The sequence below is a fragment of the Devosia sp. GW821-FHT12F11 genome (genome assembly GCF_058806655.1).
Map to the genome: position 1 here is coordinate 280,405 of NZ_JBXAPX010000001.1, position 22,122 is coordinate 302,526.

The window sequence follows — 22,122 nt, forward strand, 5'->3', positions numbered from 1 at the left end:
CGCCCGCCCCACGCAACTCAGCCTCCCGCCCCCGTGTTTTGCGCAAACTCTGCTACTATGTTACAGGCCGCGCCCTGAAGGAGCGTGGTCAGGAAAAGTAGTGAGCTTTTCCGGTTTGTCCGCGCGACCACCAAACTTGCGCACGCTGAGAGAGCCGCCCGCACCATGAGTATCGCCCTCGACCTCGATCATCACGCCCATGCCGACCGCCCGAAATCCGGGCGGACATCGCTGGTCGGCCTGATGAAACCCGAGCTGCGCGATACCTTGATGGGCATCGGCCTCGAAGAGCGCGAAGCAAAAATGCGCGCTTCCCAGCTGTGGAACTGGATCTACCACAACGGCGTCACCGACTTCGACCGGATGACCAACATCCAGAAGGGGTTCCGCCAGAAGCTCGCCGATACCTTCCTGCTCGACCGCCCCGAGATCGTCACCGAACAGATCTCGATCGACGGCACCCGCAAATGGCTGTTCCGCTTCCGCGACCCCAAGAACCCGCTGCTGCCGCCCGTCGAAGTCGAGACCGTCTATATCCCCGAGGAAGACCGCGGGACACTCTGTGTCTCTTCCCAGGTCGGGTGCACGCTCACCTGCTCGTTCTGCCACACCGGCACGCAGAAGCTGGTGCGCAACCTCACCGCCGGCGAGATCCTCGGCCAGATCCTGATGGCGCGCGAGCGGCTGGGCGATTTCCCCGGCGGCGTGCGCCCCAATGACGGCGGCCTGGTTCCGGCGCCGCGCGGCTCGGGTGGTTCGGAAGGCGACAGCCGCGCCATCACCAATGTGGTGATGATGGGCATGGGCGAGCCGCTCTACAATTACGACAACGTCAAGCAGGCGCTGCTGATCGCCTCCGACGAAGCCGGCATTTCGCTGTCGAAGCGCCGCATCACCCTTTCGACCTCCGGCGTCGTGCCGTTCATCGAGCCGACCGGCCGTGAGATCGGCGTCATGCTGGCCATCTCGTTGCACGCGGTGCGCGACGAACTGCGCGACATGCTGGTGCCGATCAACAAGAAGTATCCGCTCAAAGAGCTGATCCAGGCCTGCCGCGATTATCCCGGTCTTTCCAATGCCCGCCGCATCACCTTCGAATATGTGATGCTCAAGGACATCAACGATTCCGACGCCGACGCGCGCGAGCTGGTCCGGCTGCTCGCCGGCATCCCGGCCAAGATCAACCTGATCCCGTTCAACCCCTGGCCGGGCACCAACTACGATTGCTCGAGCTCGTCGCGCATCGAGCGCTTCGCCGACATCGTCAACAATGCCGGCTATGCGAGCCCCGTCCGCACCCCGCGCGGCCGCGATATCTTCGCGGCCTGCGGGCAGCTGAAGAGCGAAACCGAGCGGCTGACCAAGAAAGAGCGCGACGCGCTCACGGCCTGACGGCTTGGCGGGGTGCCCAACCCCGTCTAGGATCGGTCTGCCGCTGACGATGGGCGGCAATCCCGGCGCGGTGCCCCATGGCACGTCTGATCCGATCCCCAATCGGTGACGCCTCCCAGCAAGGAGTCCAGCCGATGGCTATCCAGTTGAAACGCATGCAGCCCGGCGACGAACTCGATTTTACCGAGATCGCGCCGGACGTGTTCGACGAACCGATCCATCCCGAGCGGCTCGAAGCCTACCTGCTCGAGCCCGGCCACCTGATGCTGCTCGCCTTCGACAATGGTGTGGTGGTCGGCCAGTGCGCCGCGGTCATCCACCGCCATCCCGACAAGCACACCGAACTCTATATCGACGAGGTCGGCACCGCCTCGACCCATCTGCGCCAGGGCATCGCCACCCGCATGGTCGAGGCGATGTTCGCCTGGGGCCGCGAGCTGGGTTGTCGTGAAGCCTGGCTCGGCACCGAACTCGACAACCTCGAGGCCAACGGGCTCTACATCAAGGTCGGCGGCAAGGGCGAGAAGATGGTCTATTATGAGTTCGAGCTTTGAGAGCTGCACCTTGTCCTGAAGCGCTCCAGCTGAGGAGAACGCGATGTACCTGCTGCATATCGAGCATTCGGTTCCCGACTACGAGGTGTGGCGGCGCAACGGCTTCGACAGTGATCCGCTCGGCCGCCGCCAGATGGGCGTGGTGCGCCACCGGGTCGGCCGGCGCGCCGACGATCCCAACCACGTGATGATCGACCTCGAGTTCGCGACCAAGGAGGCGGCCGACCGGATGGCGGCGGCGCTCAAGCAGATGTGGGTCGGCGCTGAGGCGCGCGGCCTGATCAATACGCCGCAACTGACGGGCTTCGAGCTGGTCGACAGCGTCGACTACTGATCAATCCTCGCCGCGCAGCCACTCGAGCTTGTGGCGGCCCTGGCCGGGATCGCCCAGCAGTTGCGCCAGCGCCGGCAGCAGGATGCGCAACTCGCCCTCGAGCGTGAACGGCGGGTTGACGAGGATCATCCCCGTGCCGTGCAGCCGCGGCGGGTTGGAGGCCGGGCGGATGCTGAGCTCGGCCCTGAGCATCCTGGTAATGCCGGTATCGCGCAGCGCCGAGATGAAATCGTGCACGGCGCGGGTATCCTTCAGCGGATACCACAGCGCGTAAACGCCGGTGGCGAACTTGCCATGCGCCTTGACCAGCCCATCGACCAGCCGCTCGAACTCGCCGCGCTCCTCGAACGGCGGATCCACCAGCACCAGGCCGCGCTTCTCCTTGGGCGGTACATGGGCGTTGAGCGACAGCCAGCCGTCGAGATGGATCACCCGCACCTGCACGTCGCCCTCGAACAGCGTGCCGAGCCGCTTGGCATATTCGGGATGCAGCTCCAGCGCCGAGAGGCGATCCTGCGGCCGGAACAGCTTTCGAACCAGCAAAGGCGACCCCGGATAGGTCTCGAGCTTGTCGCCCGGGTTCAGCTCGGCGATCACCTTGAGGTAGGGCTCGGCCAGCGCCTGCGCCTTCTGCGGCAGCCCGCCCTGCAGCAGCTTGCCGATACCATCGGCCCATTCCGGCGAGCGCTTGGCGATCTCGCCGGTGAGATCGTATTTGCCGATCCCTGCATGGGTATCGATCACCCGGAACGCCGCATCCTTCTTTTTCAGGTACTCGACCAGCCGGGTGACGATGAGATGCTTCATCACATCGGCGAAGTTTCCGGCGTGGAAGGCGTGGGAATAGTTCATGCGGAGCGTTTCCAGGAAAAGTGCGCAGCGGTTTGCCGATGCGGAAGCGCGACCATCATAGACTAGTGCCGTGCCTGTGCGGTGAGGATGGTCGCGGCGAAGGCGGTGAAGATCGCAGCAAAGCTCCAGTTGAGCGCCCGCTCCACCCATTTGCTGCGCTTGAAGGCATCAGCCAGCTTTTCGGCAGCAAAGACGATCAGGAAGCCGAGCGGGATCGACAGCACCACGAACTGCGCCCCGAGGAACAACAGCTTACCTGCCGCGGCCGGGTCATGCGCCTCGACGAACTGCGGCAGGAAGGTCACGAAGAACAGCACCACCTTGGGGTTGAGCAGGTTAATGCCGAGCCCGGTGGCAAAGCTCTGCCACAGCGTCGGCGGCTTCTTCGCCGCCTCGGCGAGCCGCAGCCCGCCGCCATGCACGATCGCCTGCCAGGCCAGCCAGATCAGGTAGACGGCGCCGGCGATCTTCAACGCCATGAACAGCGGCGGCGCAGCGAGGATCAGCACCGAGATGCCGAACGCCACCAGCGTCGTATGCACCATGATGCCGGTCATCGCCCCGAACATCGCGGCGAGCCCATGTGCCCGGCCATAATTGATGGCGCGACTCATCTGCAGCGCCATATCGGGCCCGGGCGTGATCATCAGCACGAAGGTCGCGACGGCAAAGCCGAGGAGCACCGGCAGGTCGGGGACGAAACTTGGCATGGCGCAGCACCGGTTGGGGTTTCGTCAAGTCTTTGACACGATGCCGACCCGCTTGCCAGCCCCCTCGCCCGCGCGCCACAACAGGGCATGTCTACGTCGCTGATTTTCCCGATCGATGCCGATGCCTTGCCGCGCGTCGCAGAGCTCGCCTACCGCATCTGGCCTGAAGCCTTTGCCGGCATCCTGCCGGCCGACCGCATCCCCGGCATGCTGGCCGAGATCTACGCGCTCGGAACGCTCGAGGCCGACATCGCCGAGCGCGGCCATCAATACTGGCTGGCGACGCATGACGGCGGCGACGTCGGCTTTGCCTCGGCTTACCGCGCCGAGGGCCGGGTCTGGATCAAGAAGCTCTACCTGCTCGCCGAAACCCGCGGCCTCGGGCTCGGCAAGGCGCTGATCGCCACGGCCCGTGCCCATTTCGGCGCTGAGCTGCCGGTGGCGCTCTACGTCAACGACGGCAACGCCGCCGCCATCGCCTTCTACCGCGCGCAGGGCTTTGAGGTGGAGCAGCACGTGCCGGTGCGGATGGGGCCGTATCAGTTCAGCGATTATGTGATGGTGAAGCCGGGCAACTAGACCGCACGCCCGGCGCGGGCACCTTCTCCAGTGCGCCCCCAGCGGCGCCAGGTGTTCGGACTGGAAGCGTCCGGCGCCCGGCGCGTATGCGCATGCGGGTTTGTACGCGGTGCCGACACAAGCGTTTCTTTTCCTTGCGCGCGTCGCAACTGTACTGATTTGCGCACTAATGCCTAGTCGGACCAATATTTAGCTCTCATTAACCATAAAATACTGACACTTCGGGCGAGTTTCATCGCGTCCTGGAGTAGAGTAATGCGTGTACTTGTCGTAGCGACCACCGCCTGCCTGTTGGCGAGTATCGTTCCCGCAATGGCAGTCAACGTAGATTTCTCAGGCACCGTCGTCGCTGGTTGCACACTGAGCGCCAGCACCAACGGCACCCTCGGCCTCAACTACACCACTGGTACGACGCTGGGTTCCGAAGAGGCAGGCGGCTCTGCTGGAAGCGTCACGATCCTGTCGATCGGCTCGACCACCCTCACCGTCGGGGCTCCGACCCGCACCAATCAGCCGGGCGGGTACGTGTCGACCGGAGAGGCGGTCGAAGTGCGCTACCAAGGGGCAACCGGCCTTTCTTCCGTCACCCAGGCCTACACTTCCAGCGAAACAACGCGACCGCTGGGCACCATCGCCGCATCGGTACTGACACTCCACAACCGCATCACAAATCCTAACGGCTTCCCTGATGGAGCCTATGCCACTCGCACGGTGGTGACGTGCGCGCCCTGATCCATATCGGCGCTGGCGCCCTCGCCCTCGCGGCGCTGCTGGCGCCGTTGCCGGTGCTCGCCTGCACCCTCAACCTGGTGTCGTCAGGCACGCTCAGAAACTCGCTCGACAATACTGTTCTCGGCTCCCAGGTCGGCGGCAACACGCCGGCGACGGTGAACATCCTGCTGTCACTGCTCGAAGGACCAACGATAACGGTCGACCCACCAACCGTGGTCCAGTCACCCGGTGGCTATAACGCCGGGCTCGAGACGCGCGAGGTTTACTATAGTGCCGCCAGCCTTGGTCTCTTCCCCGGTGCCAACCAGGCCTACACCACCTCCAGCACCAGCTTCGCTACGGGAGTCCTTGGCCTCGTCACGCTCACCATGACGCTCCACAACCGCGTCAGCAATGCTGGTGGCTTCCCACCCGGCACCTACACTACGAGGACTGTCGTCACATGCCATCCCTGAAGATTGCCATCGCCCCGCTGATCGCCATGGTTGGCCTTGCGGTTGCCGCGCCAGTCCTCGCTCAGTCGCTGTCGCCGCTGGAAAAGTCGGGGCTCACCCCGTCCGACAAGAAGGCGTTCCGCTTGCAGGTCGGCAATCCCTACGACCACAAGATGACGTTCGTTCTGGTCCCCCTGATGCCGGACTACCAGACGCCGATCGACGGCGTGGTGGTCAAGCCGGCCAAGCTCACCATGGCACCCGGCTTCACCAGGCCTGTGATCGTGACCTTCGATATAGACCCAACCAAGAAGGAGCGGACAATTGCGCTCTGTGTCATGCCTGCCGCGCTTGATGGCCCGATCCTGCCGCGTGTTTGTGGTCGTTACACTGGCCGCATGGCCGGCGCTGGCGGCTGACGGGCTGATGCTGCCGCCTCCGCCGGTAGGCCCGGGCGGCGAAGATTCGATCACCACCTCAGAAGGTGTGCGCTGCAGCCAGTCGATCAACTCCTCGGGCGGTTATCTCGACCTTGGGGTCGCCGGCGGCGACCTCTCCAGCGCCTATGACAACGATTCCGGCTACGGCATCGATGACGGCGACAGTCGCCAGAGCGCCGTCGGCTATGCGCGCATCATCATTCCGCTCGGGGAGGCGCCGACCCGGCTCAACTGCGCCCGGCTCTACGAGCTCGAGATCCAGAAGCTGAAGGCCGAGATCGAGATGCTGAAGGTCGGGCTCGAATAGCCGGTACCCGGCTTAAAACCATCTTAACTGCCCTTCGCTAGCGTTCCCCGCTGATTGCAAGGATTTGAGGGGCCTGATCAGAAGTGAAGGCACTATCGGCCGATTCCGATCGTAAAGCCGCCGACGCGTTGCTGCTCGACGCGGCGCTGCAGTCGGTTCCCTACGGCTTTTGTGTCTGGTCGCCCGAGTTCAAGCTGGTGATGTTCAACCAGCATTATCTCGACATCTACGGCTTCTCCGCCCGCCGCGTCCGCAAGGGCATGACGCTCGAAGCGGTGGTGAAGCTGTCGTCCGAAATGGGCAACCATCCCGACCAGTCGCCCGAGGAGTTCCTCGCCGCCTACAAGGCGGAGCTCCTGGCCAATCGCGGCGGCGCCCGCTCCAAGGTGCGCGAACGCGTCGCCGGTGAGCGCTGGCTGGAGACCGCGCACGCCTATTCTCCCGGGCTGGGCTGGGTGGTGACGCATGAGGATGTCACCGAAGAGATCGCCTCATCCGAGATCATCCAGAAGCGTAAGCGCGAACTCGAGCGGCAGAACATCCGCCTCGACGCGGCGGTCAACAACATCAGCCAGGGCCTCTGCATGTACGACCCCAAGGGTCGCCTGGTGATCTGCAACCAGCCCTACCAGCGCATCTACAACCTGCCCGAGCACCTGCTGAAGCCCGGCACGCAGCTCGACGACATTCTCGGCCACCTGTTCGACGAGGGCATGCAGGCCGGCGCCAACCGCGAGGACTATATCCGCTGGCGCCGCGAGGTGATCGCCCGCGGCGAATACGGCAAGAACATCCACGAGCTCAACGGCCGCACCATCATGATGCAACACCATCCGATGAAGGATGGCGGCTGGGTCACCACGCACGAGGACATCACCGAGCAGCGCCAGCAGGAAGAGCGGATCCGCCACCTCGCCCGCCACGACGCGCTGACCCAGTTGCCCAACCGCGTGCAGTTCCTCGAAGAAATGGCGGCGGCGGAACCGGGTCTGGCGCGCGGCGAGCACATCGCGGTGCTCTGCATCGACCTCGACCACTTCAAGGCGGTCAACGATACGCTCGGCCACTCGCTCGGCGACAAGCTGCTGCAGCAGGTCTCGGCCCGCCTGTGGGGCGCCACGCGCGAGAACGACCTCTTGGCCCGCCTCGGCGGCGACGAGTTCGCGCTGCTGCTGCGCGGCGTCGATAACCCGGCCGAAGCCGCGGCGATCGCCGAGCGCATCGTCAAGGCGATGGCCAACCCGTTCACCATCGATGGCCACCAGCTGGTGATCGGCACCTCGGTCGGCATCGCCATGGCGCCACAGGATGGCGAGACCTCCGAGATCCTGATGAAGAACGCCGACCTGGCGCTCTACAAGGCCAAGAACGAGGGACGCTCGACCTACCACTTCTTCGAGCCCGGCATGGATGCGGCGATCCAGAAGCGCCGCACCATCGAAGCCGGCCTCAGGCTGGCGCTCGCCAAGGGCGAATTGCGCCTGGTGTTCCAGCCGCTGGTGGGGCTGAAGGAGAACCGCATCACCTGCCTCGAGGCGCTGCTGCGCTGGGACACCGCCGATCGCGGCACCATCTCGCCCACCGAATTCATCCCGATCGCCGAGGAAACCGGGCTCATCGTCCAGATCGGCGAGTGGGTGCTGCGCGAAGCCTGCCGCACCGCCGCGGGCTGGCCGCTGGGTGTCCGCGTCGCGGTCAACCTCTCGCCGGTGCAGTTCAAGAACAAGCGGCTCTACGAGACGGTCGAGGCGGCTTTGCGCGATACCGGCCTGGCGCCGACCCGGCTCGAGCTCGAAATCACCGAGTCGCTGCTGCTCTCGGACAACGAGCCCACGCTCAAGACGCTGCACAAGCTGAGGGCTTTGGGCGTCCGCATCTCGATGGATGATTTCGGCACCGGCTATTCGTCGCTGAGCTATCTGCGCAGCTTCCCCTTCGACAAGATCAAGATCGACCGCTCGTTCATGCGCGACCTGAAGTCGAAGGGAGACAGCCTCGCCATCATCAAGGCAGTGATCGGGCTCGGCCAGTCGCTCGGCATGTCGACCACCGCCGAAGGCATCGAGACCGAGGAACAGCTCGCCGCGGTGCGCGACCAGGGCTGCAGCGAAGTCCAGGGTTTCCTGTTCTCGCCACCGGTCGGCGCCCAGGCTGTCGCCGAGATGCTGGCCGAGGAAGGCCAGCAGCGCCCCAAACTCCGCCGCGTCTCCTGACGCCGGCCCGATGCGACAGGCGGCATACGACCAGCTTCTCGCCCTGGCCCGCCGCTGCAGCCGGCAACCGGCGGACGCCGATGACCTGCTGCAGGACGCGCTGATCGAGGCGATCCGCGTCGGCCGCGCCGATTTCACCCGGCCCGAGCATCGGCGCTGGCTGGTCGGGGTGATGCGCAACAAGGCGAAGATGGCAGCGCGCGGGGCAACGCGCAGCCGGCTCCGCGATACCGCCTGGCAGGAAACGCGCAACCCACCGCCGGCCGCGGACGAAACGCCGGTCAGCGCCCTGTTGACGAGCTTGCCGCCGGCGCTGAAATCGGTCGCCGCGCTGGCGCTCAGCGGCCACGATCGTCGCGAAACCGCCTACCTGCTGCGGCTCGACGACGTGACGTTGCGCCAACGCATCTCGACGCTCGGCAAGCGGTTGCGCGCCGCCGGCCTGGACCTGCCCGAGGGCACGCCCGGCCTCGGCCTGAACCTCGCCTATGGCCGCATCCGCGACGCGCTGCTGCCGGCGCTGCTGCGCGATGGTGGCGTCTTCGCCTCGCACGATCCGGATGGGCACTTGTTCATCGTGCGGCGGGCGCCGAGCTAGACTGCGAGGGATATTTCAGCGCCTTGCTCACATTCCGCCTGATGGCGGCAACCATTGATGCAACCACCCATCAGGAGCTGAACCCATGATCCCCAAACCGCACCGCGCCAGCATCGTCTACTACGTCGCCGACATCATCAGGACCGAGCGCTTCTACAACGAAACGCTCGGCATCGAACTCACCCGCATGGAGGGTGCCGAGCCCTATTGGCTGCAGGGCTCGCTCGACCAGGGGCTCGAGATCATCTTCTTTCAAATGGAAGGGTCGCGCGGCAGCTCGCCGGCGCTGATCTTTGATCTGGCCGAAGGCGGCATCGACGATGTGGTGGCCGCGCTGGTCGCCCACGGCGTCACCATCGTCACCCCGGTCAGCGAGGCGCCCGGCGGCTGGAGCGCCGACTTTCTGGATCCGGATGGCTTTGGCCTCGGCCTCTACCAGTCGGCCGACAAGCCGCGATCGCTGAAGGGCTGAACGAACCTTCCCGGCGGGCCTATCGTATGCGGCGGCAAGCAGCTGACGAGCCGGTACGGGACCCCCACCCCTGTCCCCTCCCCGCAGGGGGGAGGGAGACCAAAACACTACCGCTGGTGTGAGCATCTCCTCCTCCCTTGCGGGGGTGGGACAGGGTGGGGGGTGTTCTGCGCGCACCGAGCGATCCCCACGCCATATGCGACTGCCTGCGGTTCTACGCCGTTGCCATCGCCGCCGCGCGCTTCGGCCGCCCGATGCTCAGCACCAGCAATGCCGCGAGAATGCAGAACACGCCGGCCAGCAGCAGCGCTGGCGTGTAGGTGTCGAGTTCGGTGCGCGCGATCCCGGCGACCGCCGCCGCCGACGCCGCCCCCAGCTGGTGCCCGGCGAACACCCAGCCGAACACCAGGTTCGCCTTCTCGGCGCCGAATTGCTGCGCCGTGAGCTTCACCGTGGGCGGCACCGTCGCCACCCAGTCCAGCCCGTAGAACACCGCGAACACCGTCAGCATGGCGAACGAGAAGCCGGAATAGGGCAGAAACAACAGGCTGACGCCACGCAAGCCGTAATAGGCGAGCAACAGCCAGCGATTGTCGTAGCGATCCGACAGCCAGCCCGAAACGATGGTGCCGACGAAGTCGAAGATGCCGATCAGCGCCAGGTAGCCGGCGGCGCCGGTCGGGGTGATGCCGACATCGCCGCAGATCGAGATCCAATGCTGCTGGATCAGCCCGTTGGTCGAAAACCCGCAGACGAAGAACGTTGCGAACAGCACCCAGAACACCTGCGTCCTCGCCGCCTCACGCAACGCCCGGATCGGCGAGGCCACCAGTTCGAGGAGCTTTCTGCTGCGCACCACCCTTGGCTGCAATGTGCCGCCGAACGGCGCCAACCCGACATCGGCAGGGTAATCCTTGAGCAGCAGCGCCAGCGCGAAAGCGATCGCCAGCACCACCACGATGAAACCCAGCGCCGAGCGCCAGCCGACGGTCTCAGCCAGGTTGGCCAGCAGCGGCAGAAAGATCAGCTGCCCGGTGGCATTGCTGGCCGTCATCAGCCCGACGACCAGCCCACGCCGCTTCTCGAACCAGCGCGAGGCAACCGTTGCGCCGAGCACCAGCGCCGTCATTCCCGTGCCGACCCCGATCACGATCCCCCACAGCGCCAGGAGCTGCCACAGCTCACGCATGAACAGCGAGCCGATGATCCCGGCGCCGATCAGCCCCAAGGCCGTCATCACCACGCGGCGAATGCCGAAGTGGTTCATGAAGGCCGCTGCGAACGGCCCGAGCAGCCCGAAGAACAGCAGCCGGACGGCAAGCGCGGACGAAATCTCCGCCGTGGTCCAGCCGAACTCCTGCTGCAGCGGCTGGATCAGCACCCCGGCCGAGCCCATCGCCCCGGCGGTCGCCAGCATGACGAGGAAGGTCGTGCCGGCCACCACCCAGCCATAGTGGATGTTGCGCGCCGCAAGAAACGCCGCCAGGCGGTCCGAAAGCATCGTGGATGGTTCCTTTAGAGTGACCCGAGCAGGGCTTCGAGTTGCGCTGTGCCGGCGACGCCGAGCCGCCGCTGAATTTCGTCCTGGGTGCCTTCCCAGATCGGCACCGCCTGGCCCAGCGTCTGCTGCCCCGCCTCGGTCAGGCTGAGCGTTGCCTCGCGCAGGTCGTCGCCCGGCAGGATCGCCGCCAGCCCCATGCGCTTCAGTACCCGGACGTTACGCCCCAGCGTCGAGCGATCGAGCTCGACGATCTCCGCCAGCCCGGTCAGCGATACCGGCTGATGCCGCGCGATGTTCCTGAGCAGCGAGAACTGCGCCAGGTTGATCCCCACGGCTTCGAGCGCCGCGTCATAGCGTGCCGTCAGTTTGCGGCTCGCCTTGCGAACCGCGATGCAGATACAGGGGTCGGACATGGATGCGGGTATATACCCCTAATTGCAGACCAGGCAATCCGGTCGTGCGGCAAGGCCGCTTCCGATACGTCCGCAACCCAGCCATTCGGCGATTTGTCTTGAGAATGTGACCCTTGTCCGATATGGGGCCCCACTAATCTCCTGAAAATCCGATCGGCCGCCCCCCATGTCTTTGCGTAACATCGCAATCATTGCTCACGTTGACCATGGCAAGACCACCATGATCGACGTCCTGCTCAAGCAGTCCGGCTCGTTCCGCGACAACCAGCGCGTCGAAGAACGCGCCATGGACAGCAATGATCTCGAGCGTGAGCGCGGCATCACCATCCTGGCGAAGGTGACTTCGCTGGTCTGGAAGGATACCCGCATCAACATCGTCGACACCCCCGGCCACGCCGATTTCGGCGGCGAGGTCGAGCGCATCCTGTCGATGGTCGATGGCGTGGTGATCCTCGTCGACGCGGCCGAAGGCCCGATGCCGCAGACCAAGTTCGTGCTCGGCAAGGCGCTTGCCCAGGGTCTCCGTCCGATCGTTGCGATCAACAAGATCGACCGCCCCGACGAGCGCCACCTCGAAGTGCTCGAGGAAATCTTCGACCTGTTCATCGCCCTCGACGCCACCCCCGAGCAGCTCGATTTCCCGGTGCTCTACGGCGCGGCCAAGCTCGGCTGGATGTCCGACAAGCCGGAAGGCCCCAAGGACTCGCTGGCCCCGCTGCTGGACAAGGTGCTCGAATACGTGCCCGAGCCGAAGGTGGAAGAGGGCCCGTTCCGCATGCTCGTCACCACCATCGAGCGCAACCCGTTCCTCGGCCGCATCCTCACCGGCCGCATCACCTCGGGTACGGTCAAGGCCGGCGACCCGATCCATTCGCTCGGCCGCGACGGCAAGATCGTCGAGAAGGGTCGCGTTTCGAAGGTGCTGGCCTTCCGTGGCCTCGAGCGCACCCCGATCGATCTGGCCGAAGCCGGTGACATCGTCGCCATTGCCGGCCTCGAGACCTCGACCGTCGCCGATACGCTGGTCAACCCGTCGGTGACCGTGCCGCTGCCGAGTAAGCCGATCGACCCGCCGACCCTGTCGGTCACCTTCCGCATCAATGACGGCCCGCTGGCCGGCCGCGAAGGCGACAAGGTGCAGTCGCGCGTCATCCGCGAGCGTCTGATGCGCGAGGCGGAAGGCAACGTCGCCATCCGCGTCACCGAAGGCGAGGACAACGACTCGTTCGATGTCGCCGGCCGCGGCGAATTGCAGCTCGCGGTGCTGATCGAGAACATGCGCCGCGAAGGTTTCGAGCTCACCATCGGCCGCCCCAAGGTGGTGATCCGCGAAGAGAACGGCGAAAAGCTCGAGCCGATCGAGGAAGTGATCATCGACGTCGATGACGAGCATACCGGCGTCGTGGTGCAGAAGCTCACCGAGCGCAAGGGCGACCTGGTCGACATGCGTCCCTCGGGCGTCGGCCGTTCGCGCCTCCGCTTCTACGTGCCGACCCGCTCGCTGATCGGCTACCAGCCGGAACTGCTCTCCGACACCCGCGGCACCGCCATCTTCAACCGCCTGTTCCACGGCTACCAGCCGTTCAAGGGCGCGCTGCCTGGCCGCCGCACCGGTGTGCTGATCTCCAACGGTACCGGCCAGGCCGTGACCTATGCGCTGTGGAACCTCGAAGAGCGCGGCCCGATCATGATCGATGCCGGTGTCGACATCTACGAAGGCATGATCATCGGCGAGCACAGCCGCGAGAACGATCTCGAAGTGAATGCGCTGAAGGGCAAGCAGCTGACCAACATCCGCACCACGTCGAAGGATGAAGCGGTTCGCCTGACCCCGCCCAAGAAGCTCACCCTCGAACAGTCGCTCGGCTACATCGCCGACGACGAGTATGTCGAAGTGACGCCCAAGAGCATCCGCCTGCGCAAGATCTGGCTCGACCCCAATGATCGCAAGCGCATGATGCGCGCCGCCAAGGCGAGCTGATTCTCGGCTCCCGCTGCCGAATTTGAAGATCCCCGCGTCAGCGGGGATTTTCGTTTTTGCGCCCAAGAACCGCGTTTCCGGCTTTCGCGGCAATGACCCTGTGGGCTACTGAACCCGGGCAAACGACGGAGCAACGAACACGCATGGCCAGCTGGATCACCCAGATCATCACCGACCTCGGCTATGTCGGGATCGCCCTGCTGATGCTGCTCGAGGCGGTGTTCCCGCCGATCCCGTCTGAGCTGATCGTGCCGTTTGCCGGCTTTGCCGCGGGCCAGGGTCAGCTCAATATCTTCGGTGTCATCCTCGCTGCCACCGCCGGCTCGCTGATCGGCATGCTGCCTTGGTACTTCGTCGGCCGGCTGTTCGGTCTCGAACGGGTCAAGTGGCTGGCGGACCACATCGGCCGTTGGTTCGCCTTCAACGCCGACGAGATCGACTATGCCGCCCGCATCTTCGATCGCTGGGGCAAGCCCATTGTCCTGGTGGGGCGGCTGTTCCCGATCCTCCGCACCCTGATCTCGGTTCCCGCCGGCCTCGCCAAGATGAATTTTCCGACCTTCGCACTGTTCTCGGCCATCGGCATGCTGATCTGGAACAGCGTGCTGGTCGGCGCCGGGTACCTGCTGCATGAGCACTACCACCTGGTCGAAAGCTGGCTCGACCCGCTGACCTGGCTGGTGCTGATCGCCGTCGTCGGGCTCTACGTGTTCCGCCTGTTCACCTGGCGTCCGAGCCGGGCCAGCCAAAAAACCTGAGGTCCATGTCACACCGGCTGGGGGCCGAGTCGTCTTGTTGTCGTGAGCATCACAATGACATGGAGACAATGATGACCAAGCGCATCAACCCCTACGCCCGGATGGACCTGATCCAGCCGCTGATCGACTACAGCCAGGCCGTGCCCGATGTCGGCCTCGAGCCGACCCTGGCGCATCTGGTGAAGATCCGCGCCAGCCAGATCAACGGCTGCGCCGTGTGCCTCGTCATGCACAGCCAGGAAGCCCGCCAGGACGGCGAAACCGAAATGCGCATCTACCTGCTCGACGCCTGGCGCGAGGCGCTGCATTTCACCCCACGCGAGCGCGCCGCCCTCGCCTGGACCGAGGCGCTGACCCGGCTCGATCATACCGCCGACGCGGCCTACGAGCTGGTGGCGGCCGAGTTCAGCGAGGCCGAGCAGGTCGTCCTCACCCTCTTGATCGGCAACATCAATACCTGGAACCGCATCAATGCCGGCTTCCGGGTGAACCCGCCGCGTTCGGCGATCATCAAGGTGGCGGCATAACATGGATGCCGGGCGGGCCGATGCGGCCATCAGTTTCGAACCCCATCGGCCCCGCCTCACCCGGGTCGCCTACCGCATGCTCGGCTCGGTCGCCGATGCCGAGGATGTGGTGCAGGACGCGTTCCTGCGCTGGCACACCACCGACCGCTCCGAGGTCGACAATGCCGAGGCCTTTCTCGTGCGCGTCGTCACCCGGCTCTGCCTCGACGTGCTGAAATCCTCCCGCCGCAAGCGCGAGACCTATATCGGCCCCTGGCTCCCCGATCCGGTGGTCGACAGCGAGGCTGACATGGCCGAGGACGTCACCCTGCCCCTCCTCCTGGCGCTGGAGCGGCTCTCGCCGCTCGAGCGCGCCGCCTTCCTGCTGCACGATGTGTTCGGCATGGAGTTCGACGAGGTGGCGACCGCCATCGATCGTGAGCCGGCCGCCTGCCGGCAGCTGGCGGCGCGGGCCCGCCAGCATGTGCACGAGGCGCGGCCGCGCTTCGCCGTCGACCAGCGCCGCGGCCTCGAGTTCGCCGAAGCCTTCTTTGCCGCCTCGCAGACCGGCGATATGGCGATGCTCAAATCGATGCTCGCCGCCGATATCACCGTCACCGCCGATGGCGGCGGCAAGCGTCCGGCCGGCCCGGTGCCGATTGTCGGCTTCGATGCCGTGATGAGGCTGATGGAACGGATGGCGCGAATGTTCGCCACTGCGCCGTCGCAGCTCGTCCGCTTCGCCACGATCAACGGGCTGCCCGGCTATGTCACGCTCGAGGCGGATGGCGAGCTGCAGACCACCGCGCTCGAGATCGTCGATGGCAAGATCGCCGGCATCTACGTCGTCCGCAATCCGGACAAGCTCGGACACCTAGACGGCATGGCGCTCAACTGAGCGCCAACCCACCGCGCTCAAAGGCAAAATCGTCGCGCCCGCTTGCCGCCTGGCGTTCCGCCCCCTAAATAGGGCGGCGAACCCGAGGGCCACCCGATGATCTTTGCCATTCTGCAGACGCTGAGCTTCATTCTGAACATCGTCTGGTGGATCTTCCTGATCATGATCATCATGAGCTGGCTGATCAGCTTCAACGTGATCAACACCCGCAACCAGTTCGTCGCTTCGGTCTGGCGCGTGCTGAACCAGATCACCGAGCCGATCCTGAAGCCGATCCGTCGCGTCATCCCGGCGATGGGCGGGCTCGACCTGTCGCCGCTGATCGTCTTCGTCATCATCTTCTTCCTGCAGAATCTCATCGGCTTCTACGCCGCACGGGCTGCTGTCGGCGCGCTCTGAGCGGCGCGCCATGCTGCCTCAGGGCTATGAGGTGTCGACCGATCCGGCACGGATCGACCTCGACTATGTCCATCGCTACCTGAGCCGAGAGAGCTACTGGGCCGGCGCCATTCCGCGTGATGTCGTCGCCCGCTCGGTGGCCAACGCCCTGAGCTTCGGGCTCTATGCGCCTGATGGTGCGCAGGTCGGCTTCGCCCGTGTCGTCACCGACCGCGCCACCTTTGCCTGGCTGGCCGACGTCTTCATCGATCCGGGCCAGCAGGGCCTCGGGCTCGGCAAGGGCCTGATGGACGCCATCATCGCCCACCCGGACCTGCAGGGCCTGCGCCGCTTCATGCTGGCCACTGCCGACGCGCATGGCCTTTATGAGCGCTATGGATTTACCGCGGTCGAGAACCCGGAGCGGCTGATGGTCAAGCTCCGCACCGACCTCTATCCGCGCTGATGAAGCCGGCCTTCGAGCTGCTGGCGGACGGCATCCGGCTCCATCTTCGCGCCACCCCCAATGCCGGCCTTGACCGCATCGACGGGTTCGAGACCCGCGACGACGGCGCCACCGTGCTCCGGGTCCGGGTGAAGGCGGTGCCCGACAAGGGCAAGGCCAATGCCGCGGTGATGGTGCTGCTGGCCAAGGCGCTCGGCGTGCCCAAGTCGGCCGTCACCCTGGTCACTGGTGACACGTCGCGGCAGAAGACCCTGCACATCTCCGGCGACCCTCAGGCCCTCGCCGCTGCCCTCGCCAAACTGGGCTAGGGTGCACGGACTCTCGATGAGGGCACCAACCATCCCCGCGCACGGTATCACCCCGGCGAGGGTCCATAGGCGCTAACGTAAGGTCGTGCCCCGCCCACCGGCTGTCATCCCTGCGAAAGCAGGGACCCATCCATCCACCTGCGCTGCGGCGAGTTTGGTCCCTGCTTTCGCAGGGATGACAACGAGTTAGGGGCTCTGCCGGTGGCGAGTTCGCCGATCGGCGCCGCATCTAAGCAGTGGAAATCCCCTAAACTTAACACATGTGGGCGCAAGCCGGGATGACATCCGTGGATGGGGAAGGTCAGGGACAACAAGCCGTTTCGTTGAAACGGCGAACCGTTCCTCTTACATTACGGTCAGCATCAAACCGGAGCGTCTGATGAAGGTCTCCCGCGAGCAGGCGTTGAAGAATCGTGTCCATGTCGTCGAGGTCGCCGGCGCCCAGTTCCGCAAGCACGGCTTTGACGGCATCGGCGTCGCCGACCTGATGCAGGCTGCCGGGCTGACGCATGGCGGCTTCTACAACAATTTTGCCAGCAAGGACGCGCTCGCCGCCGAGGCGGTGACCCGGGTGTTTGCCGAGACCACCGAGCGCCTGCGCCAATACGCGCTGGCCGCCGCCGATCCCTATGCCGCCATGGTCCGCTTCTACCTCTCGCCGGAACATCGCGACTCGATCGAGGCCGGCTGTGCCATTGCCGCATTGTCGCAGGACGCGGCGCGCGGCAGCCCGGAGCTGCGCACTGCCTTCGAAGCCGGCATCGCCGCCTATCTCGAGCTGATCGTCGAGATCGCCGGCGTTACGCGGCCACGCGCCATGGCCATCTACGCCACCATGGTCGGCGCCCTCACCCTCTCCCGCACCGTCAGCGACCCCGCCTTGAGCGCCGATATGCTGACCGCTGCGGTCGACGTCCTCCTCGCCGGCAAAGATTCTTAGGCCGTGCCCTTGCGACGTTAAATTATGAGCATCATGTAACTGGCGTCACGCCATTTGCAGGAGATCGATCATGGCCGCACAAACCGCCCTCATCACCGGAGCCTCCTCGGGCATCGGCGAAATCTACGCCGACCGTCTCGCCAAGCGCGGCTACGACCTGGTGCTGGTCGGCCGCAACGCCGAAAAGCTGCAGGAGCTCGCAGCCTCGCTTGCCGCGACCCACGGCATCAAGGTCGAGCGCATCGTCGCCGACCTCGGCGAGCCCGGGGGCCTTGCACGCGTCGAGCGACGGCTCGAGGCCGACCCGGCGATTGCCTTGCTGATCAACTCTGCCGGGCTGATCGGCGGTGGTCCGCTGAGCGCCGGCAATCTCGACGAGCTCACCAGCATGCTGAACATCAACGTCGTCGCCCTCACCCGCCTCGCCGCAGTCGCCGCCAAGGTCTTCGCCGCTCGCGGCAACGGCGCCATCGTCAACCTCGCCTCCGCCATGGCCTTCATCGACACCCCGGCCGCGGCGGCCTATGCCGCCTCCAAGGCCTATGTGCTGAACCTCAGCCTGTCGCTCGATCTCGACGTGAAGCCGAGGGGCGTACAGGTGCAGGCGGTACTTCCCGGCTATACCCGCACCCCGATGATCTCTGATGGCGCGGGCCTCCCCGCCGAAGCGGTGATGGACGCCGACGCCATGGTCGATGCGGCGCTGGCCGGGTTCGATGCCGGCGAACTGGTCACCATCCCCTCGCTCGAATCCGTTGCCGCCTACGACGACTGGGCGGCCCGACGCGTGGCACTGCGGCCGCATCTGTCGCTGTCCAAGCCCGCCTCGCGCTACGCTGCTGCCTAGTATGTCGCTGCAACGCAACTGACGAGCCGGTGCGGGAAGAGCACCCCCACCCCTGTCCCCTCCCCGCAAGGGGGAGGGAGACGCCAACTCCAACGTCAGTGTTTTGGTCTCCTCCCCCCTTGCGGGGGAGGGACAGGGTGGGGGGGTACTCTTCCCACGCCGCACTATCCACGCGATCCGCCGCACCAGCCTCTCCAGGAACGCCGCACCCTAACCCCATTGCGCCCCCTGCGGCGATTTGGCACAAGTTTCGCACGCGATCGTCGGGGGGCGAGGAGGAGCGGTTCGCCGCTGCAACTACGGAGCGTTCCCCGGTGACGTCACACCGAGGGAACATTCGTTATGACTCTATTGCTATGGGCGATCGTAGTATGCGGTCTGCTCTCCATCGTTTACGGCGTCGTCACGACGCAGGGCCTGTTGAGGGCCGACGCGGGTTCGGCCCGCATGCAGGAGATTTCCGCCGCAGTGCGTGAAGGCGCCTCCGCCTATCTCCGCCGCCAGTACACCACCATCGGCATCGTCGGCGTGGTCATCTTCATCCTCGCCTTCATCCTGCTCGGCGCCTATGCCGCAGTGGGCTTCGCCATCGGCGCCATCCTCAGTGGTGCCGCGGGCTTTATCGGCATGAACGTCTCGGTGCGCGCCAATGTGCGCGTCGCCCAGGCGGCGACCAAGTCGCTGGCCGGCGGCCTCGACCTCGCCTTCAAGTCGGGCGCCGTCACCGGCCTCCTGGTTGCGGGTCTCGGCCTCCTCGGCGTCACCCTCTACTTCATCGTCCTCACCCAGTTCCTCGGCATCGAGCCGACCAGCCGCACCGTCATCGACTCGCTGGTGGCGCTCGGCTTCGGCGCCTCGCTGATCTCGATCTTCGCCCGTCTCGGCGGCGGTATCTTCACCAAGGGTGCCGATGTCGGCGGCGACATGGTGGGCAAGGTCGAAGCCGGCATCCCCGAGGATGATCCGCGCAACCCGGCGACCATTGCCGACAACGTCGGCGACAATGTCGGCGATTGCGCCGGCATGGCCGCCGACCTGTTCGAGACCTATGTGGTGACCGCGGTCGCCACCATGGTGCTGGCGGCGATCGTCCTCCCCGATGCGTTCAAGCTGGCCGGCATGGTGCTGCCGCTGGCCATCGGCGGCGCCTGCGTCGTCACCTCGATCATCGGTACCTATTTCGTCAAGCTCGGCGCCTCCAACAACATCATGAACGCCCTCTACAAGGGCCTCATCGCCACGGGCGTCCTCTCGCTCATCGTGCTGCTGCCCACCCTGATGTGGGTGTTCGGTGGGCTCGACGTGCAGCTCGGCCTCGAAGGCGGCAAGCAGTTCACCCCGTGGAACCTGTTCTGGTGCGGCGTTGCCGGCCTCGTCATCACCGGCCTCATCATCGTCATCACCGAATATTACACCGGCACCGGCAAGCGCCCGGTCAACTCGATCGCCGAAGCATCGGTGACCGGCCATGGCACCAACGTCATCCAGGGCCTCGCGGTCTCGCTGGAATCGACCGCCCTGCCGGCGCTGGTGATCATCATCGGCATCATCGTCACCTATAATCTGGCGGGCCTGTTCGGCATCGCCTTCGCCGTCACCACCATGCTGGCGCTGGCCGGCATGATCGTCGCGCTCGACGCCTTCGGCCCGGTCACCGACAATGCCGGCGGCATTGCCGAAATGGCCGGCCTCGACAAGGAAGTGCGCCACAACACCGACGCGCTCGATGCCGTGGGCAACACCACCAAGGCTGTCACCAAGGGCTATGCCATCGGTTCGGCCGGCCTCGGCGCCCTGGTGCTGTTCGCCGCCTATACCCAGGACCTGCAGTACTTCTCGGCCAATGCCGCGGAGGGCTCGTTCTTCTATGGCCTCGGGCCGCTCACCTTCTCGCTCGCCGACCCCTATGTCGTCGTCGGCCTGCTGTTCGGTGGCCTCTTGCCCTTCCTCTTCGGCGGTATGTCGATGACCGCCGTGGGCCGCGCCGCCCAATCGGTGGTGGTGGAAGTCCGCCGCCAGTTCAAGGAAAAGCCGGGCATCATGGCCGGCACCGAGAAGCCCGACTACGGCAAGGCCGTCGACATGCTGACCAAGGCGGCGATCAAGGAAATGATCGTCCCCTCGCTGCTGCCGGTGCTGTCGCCGATCATCGTGTTCGTCGCCATCTACTGGATCGCCGGCACCGCCGCGGCCTTCTCGGCGCTGGGCGCCATGCTCATGGGCGTCATCGTCACGGGCCTGTTCGTCGCCATCTCGATGACTGCCGGCGGCGGCGCCTGGGACAACGCCAAGAAGAGCTTTGAAGACGGCTTCACCGACAGCCACGGCGTCAAGCACTACAAGGGCTCCGACGCCCACAAGGCCTCGGTCACCGGCGACACCGTCGGCGACCCCTACAAGGACACCGCCGGCCCGGCGGTGAACCCGATGATCAAGATCACCAACATCGTGGCCCTGCTGCTGCTGGCGGTGTTGGCGCACATGACGGGCGTGGCGTAAGGGCTCATTTCAGCCCGTCGTGCGGTAATTGAAGGGCCCGGAGGATCACCCCGGGCCCTTCGACTTTATGGCGCCGGTACCCGCGCGGCGATCTCGTCCAGCCGCGCCGCCAGCCGGTCGCGCTCGAGGGTCAGCCCCTTGTAGTCGAGCTCGGCAGCCCCGAGCGCCATGAGTTGAGCGACCAGCGAGCTGGCGATCCGTGCCGCCTCCGGGTGCTGCTCCAGCCGCGCAAGCGGATCGACGTGGATGCGAATGGCGAACAGGATGTCTCCGCTCACCGGCAGTTTCCTTAGAGTCTGTCGCTCTACCCGCAGGAATACGCTTGCCGCCCGTTCGCCGGTCCCAAAACGCCGTATGCCGGGATCGGCCGGCTCGGGGTGATGCAGCCGGTCGTCCCCATAGAGCGACCAGTTCCAGCGGATCATTGGCACTTCGGGCCGCGCGTTGTCGAACATGCGTTGGATCAGCTGTGCATTCCGCGTCCCGGCGCCGAAACCGGGGACGGGCCCGTGCACCTCATGCAACGGCCGCCCGAACTTCTCCCTGAGCGACCATGACGAGGGGAAGCAGAGCGAGGCAGCCGCGAGGCGCCAGCCCGCCTCGCCGCGACGCATCAGCACCAGGTCTTCCTGCACCAGCCTTGCCGCCGCCAGCAGCGGCGCCTCGCCTGGCACGCCCAGCACCACGCGCTTCCCGGCGGGTATGATCTCGACCCCGTCACCGATCCGCCGATAGTGCTGGGGGAACTGTGTCGCGAGGTGGTCCACCAGCAATACCAGCACCTCGGCCTGCGCTTGCTCCGTCCCTGGCTCGGCTACAAACACCGAGCCTGGGTGCGCCGCGCTCACCCGCTCCTTCTCGGCGAGGTCTACCGCCAGACGGCCGTCGACCTCGAGCCAATCGGCAAGCGGAACCGGCTTCACGCCGATCTGGAAGAGTTTTGAGGACCCGTCATAGGGCGTGTGGAGAGGTACTGTCATGTCGGCGACATTGGCGACCGCCAGCCATTG

Annotated in this window: 26 protein-coding genes; 21 read left to right on the forward strand and 5 right to left on the reverse strand. The window is 65.6% G+C overall.

Going from position 1 to position 22,122, the window contains the following annotated elements; translation table 11 throughout:
* The first annotated feature begins 165 nt into the window (after positions 1-165).
* The 3 genes from rlmN (at position 166) to AC1ROK_RS01430 (ending at position 2,280) form a co-directional block, all read left to right on the forward strand.
* Positions 166-1,392, forward strand: coding sequence for a dual-specificity RNA methyltransferase RlmN (rlmN, locus tag AC1ROK_RS01420; protein ID WP_492843107.1), 1,227 nt, complete (start codon positions 166-168; stop codon positions 1,390-1,392).
* Between the two features lie 134 nt (positions 1,393-1,526).
* Positions 1,527-1,946, forward strand: a complete 420-nt coding sequence (locus tag AC1ROK_RS01425; protein WP_492843109.1) for a GNAT family N-acetyltransferase — start codon at positions 1,527-1,529, stop codon at positions 1,944-1,946.
* Between the two features lie 43 nt (positions 1,947-1,989).
* Entirely contained in the window at positions 1,990-2,280 is a 291-nt protein-coding gene (locus AC1ROK_RS01430; protein WP_492843111.1) for a hypothetical protein, read from the forward strand.
* Here the strand turns inward: AC1ROK_RS01430 and AC1ROK_RS01435 are convergent, their stop codons facing one another.
* Complete coding sequence (locus AC1ROK_RS01435) at positions 2,281-3,132, reverse strand: 23S rRNA (adenine(2030)-N(6))-methyltransferase RlmJ (RefSeq protein WP_492843113.1); 852 nt, start codon at positions 3,130-3,132, stop codon at positions 2,281-2,283.
* Between the two features lie 62 nt (positions 3,133-3,194).
* On the reverse strand, positions 3,195-3,842 hold the full coding sequence (locus AC1ROK_RS01440) for a LysE family translocator (RefSeq protein WP_492843115.1): 648 nt from the start codon (positions 3,840-3,842) through the stop codon (positions 3,195-3,197).
* 87 nt (positions 3,843-3,929) lie between these two features.
* Between AC1ROK_RS01440 and AC1ROK_RS01445 the strand changes: the two genes are divergently transcribed.
* From AC1ROK_RS01445 to AC1ROK_RS01480, 8 genes are all read left to right on the forward strand, one after another.
* Positions 3,930-4,421, forward strand: a complete 492-nt coding sequence (locus AC1ROK_RS01445) for a GNAT family N-acetyltransferase (RefSeq protein WP_492843117.1) — start codon at positions 3,930-3,932, stop codon at positions 4,419-4,421.
* 255 nt (positions 4,422-4,676) lie between these two features.
* Positions 4,677-5,153, forward strand: coding sequence for a hypothetical protein (locus AC1ROK_RS01450; RefSeq protein WP_492843119.1), 477 nt, complete (start codon positions 4,677-4,679; stop codon positions 5,151-5,153).
* Positions 5,141-5,608, forward strand: coding sequence for a hypothetical protein (locus AC1ROK_RS01455; protein WP_492843121.1), 468 nt, complete (start codon positions 5,141-5,143; stop codon positions 5,606-5,608). The genes AC1ROK_RS01450 and AC1ROK_RS01455 overlap by 13 nt, the downstream gene beginning before the upstream one ends.
* Positions 5,596-6,006, forward strand: coding sequence for a hypothetical protein (locus tag AC1ROK_RS01460; RefSeq protein WP_492843123.1), 411 nt, complete (start codon positions 5,596-5,598; stop codon positions 6,004-6,006). The genes AC1ROK_RS01455 and AC1ROK_RS01460 overlap by 13 nt, the downstream gene beginning before the upstream one ends.
* Positions 6,007-6,013: 7 nt before the next feature.
* Positions 6,014-6,334 (forward strand): hypothetical protein, encoded by a 321-nt coding sequence (locus AC1ROK_RS01465; RefSeq protein ID WP_492843125.1) that lies wholly within the window; start codon positions 6,014-6,016, stop codon positions 6,332-6,334.
* Positions 6,335-6,417: 83 nt separating this feature from the next.
* Positions 6,418-8,547 carry an EAL domain-containing protein gene (locus AC1ROK_RS01470; RefSeq protein WP_492843127.1) on the forward strand — a complete coding sequence of 710 codons (2,130 nt, stop codon included), beginning with the start codon at positions 6,418-6,420 and terminating at the stop codon, positions 8,545-8,547.
* 10 nt (positions 8,548-8,557) lie between these two features.
* Complete coding sequence (locus AC1ROK_RS01475) at positions 8,558-9,145, forward strand: RNA polymerase sigma factor (RefSeq protein ID WP_492843129.1); 588 nt, start codon at positions 8,558-8,560, stop codon at positions 9,143-9,145.
* An 85-nt stretch (positions 9,146-9,230) separates the two neighbouring features.
* Complete coding sequence (locus AC1ROK_RS01480) at positions 9,231-9,617, forward strand: VOC family protein (RefSeq protein WP_492843131.1); 387 nt, start codon at positions 9,231-9,233, stop codon at positions 9,615-9,617.
* A gap of 214 nt (positions 9,618-9,831) precedes the next feature.
* Here the strand turns inward: AC1ROK_RS01480 and AC1ROK_RS01485 are convergent, their stop codons facing one another.
* Entirely contained in the window at positions 9,832-11,118 is a 1,287-nt protein-coding gene (locus AC1ROK_RS01485; protein ID WP_492843133.1) for an MFS transporter, read from the reverse strand.
* A gap of 14 nt (positions 11,119-11,132) precedes the next feature.
* On the reverse strand, positions 11,133-11,531 hold the full coding sequence (locus tag AC1ROK_RS01490; RefSeq protein ID WP_492843135.1) for a MarR family winged helix-turn-helix transcriptional regulator: 399 nt from the start codon (positions 11,529-11,531) through the stop codon (positions 11,133-11,135).
* A gap of 166 nt (positions 11,532-11,697) precedes the next feature.
* On the opposite strand from AC1ROK_RS01490, the gene typA reads away from it, so the two are divergent.
* From typA to AC1ROK_RS01540, 10 genes are all read left to right on the forward strand, one after another.
* Positions 11,698-13,512 (forward strand): translational GTPase TypA, encoded by a 1,815-nt coding sequence (gene typA / locus AC1ROK_RS01495; protein ID WP_492843137.1) that lies wholly within the window; start codon positions 11,698-11,700, stop codon positions 13,510-13,512.
* A 143-nt stretch (positions 13,513-13,655) separates the two neighbouring features.
* Entirely contained in the window at positions 13,656-14,270 is a 615-nt protein-coding gene (locus AC1ROK_RS01500) for a DedA family protein (RefSeq protein ID WP_492843139.1), read from the forward strand.
* Between the two features lie 101 nt (positions 14,271-14,371).
* Complete coding sequence (locus AC1ROK_RS01505) at positions 14,372-14,797, forward strand: carboxymuconolactone decarboxylase family protein (RefSeq protein ID WP_407065053.1); 426 nt, start codon at positions 14,372-14,374, stop codon at positions 14,795-14,797.
* Between the two features lies 1 nt (position 14,798).
* Positions 14,799-15,674, forward strand: a complete 876-nt coding sequence (locus AC1ROK_RS01510; RefSeq protein ID WP_492843141.1) for a sigma-70 family RNA polymerase sigma factor — start codon at positions 14,799-14,801, stop codon at positions 15,672-15,674.
* A 96-nt stretch (positions 15,675-15,770) separates the two neighbouring features.
* A complete protein-coding gene (locus AC1ROK_RS01515) occupies positions 15,771-16,073 on the forward strand; it encodes a YggT family protein (protein WP_492843143.1) in 303 nt (100 codons plus the stop codon).
* Between the two features lie 10 nt (positions 16,074-16,083).
* Complete coding sequence (locus tag AC1ROK_RS01520; protein ID WP_492843145.1) at positions 16,084-16,518, forward strand: GNAT family N-acetyltransferase; 435 nt, start codon at positions 16,084-16,086, stop codon at positions 16,516-16,518.
* A complete protein-coding gene (locus AC1ROK_RS01525) occupies positions 16,518-16,826 on the forward strand; it encodes a DUF167 family protein (RefSeq protein WP_492843147.1) in 309 nt (102 codons plus the stop codon). The genes AC1ROK_RS01520 and AC1ROK_RS01525 overlap by 1 nt, the downstream gene beginning before the upstream one ends.
* Positions 16,827-17,205: 379 nt before the next feature.
* A complete protein-coding gene (locus tag AC1ROK_RS01530; RefSeq protein WP_492843149.1) occupies positions 17,206-17,766 on the forward strand; it encodes a TetR/AcrR family transcriptional regulator in 561 nt (186 codons plus the stop codon).
* A 70-nt stretch (positions 17,767-17,836) separates the two neighbouring features.
* Positions 17,837-18,613: an SDR family NAD(P)-dependent oxidoreductase gene (locus tag AC1ROK_RS01535; protein WP_492843151.1), complete on the forward strand. Its 777-nt coding sequence runs from the start codon at positions 17,837-17,839 to the stop codon at positions 18,611-18,613.
* A gap of 342 nt (positions 18,614-18,955) precedes the next feature.
* On the forward strand, positions 18,956-21,112 hold the full coding sequence (locus tag AC1ROK_RS01540; protein WP_492843153.1) for a sodium-translocating pyrophosphatase: 2,157 nt from the start codon (positions 18,956-18,958) through the stop codon (positions 21,110-21,112).
* A 65-nt stretch (positions 21,113-21,177) separates the two neighbouring features.
* Here AC1ROK_RS01540 and AC1ROK_RS01545 read toward each other — a convergent pair whose 3' ends face one another.
* Positions 21,178-22,092, reverse strand: a complete 915-nt coding sequence (locus AC1ROK_RS01545) for a heme-dependent oxidative N-demethylase family protein (protein ID WP_492843155.1) — start codon at positions 22,090-22,092, stop codon at positions 21,178-21,180.
* Between the last annotated feature and the right edge of the window lie 30 nt (positions 22,093-22,122).